This is a genomic window from Dellaglioa sp. CoH-57-MRSF-17 (assembly GCF_056782015.1).
In genome coordinates, this window is record NZ_JBXAXY010000038.1 from 1 (window position 1) to 532 (window position 532).

Sequence of the window (532 nt, forward strand, 5' to 3'; positions counted from 1 at the left end):
GACCTAACCTTCAGCAGATTCCGAGCCGGGGAAAGCTCGCAAAGATCATCAAGAAGATGTTCGTATCCACACCCGGATACCTGATGATTCGATACGACTACTCTGCTCACGAAGTGCGAATCTGGTCAGTTGCGGCAGGCGACAAGGCACTGGCCGAGGCGTTCCGCGCAGGTCAGAAATTGCGGCAAGCCTACATCTCGGCAAAGACCGATGAGGAACGCGCTGAGATCAAGGCGCAGCTAAAGACGAAAGGCGACATTCACATTCAAAACGTGTTTCGCTTTTTCAAGCAGTGGGTGGACAAGGATCACCCGCTCCGTCACGCGATTAAGGCGATTGTGTTCGGCACGCTGTACGGTAAGAGCGCAAAGACACTCGGCATCGATACGAAGCAGAGTGACCTTGGCTCCCTAAAAGGACAGATCAGCGCGCTGTACGAAGAGTCGTTGAAGCCCGAGACGGACAAGAAGCGTATGGTCGAAATCAATCGCATGCTGGAAGAGTTGGATCACAAGCTTACGGCATTGATTGA

The 532-nt window shown here is 53.0% G+C and carries 1 protein-coding gene; it reads left to right on the top strand.

The features are described from left to right. On the top strand, window positions 1-532 hold a 532-nt coding region (locus tag AC1RPJ_RS07735), incomplete at both ends, for a DNA polymerase (RefSeq protein ID WP_481762837.1).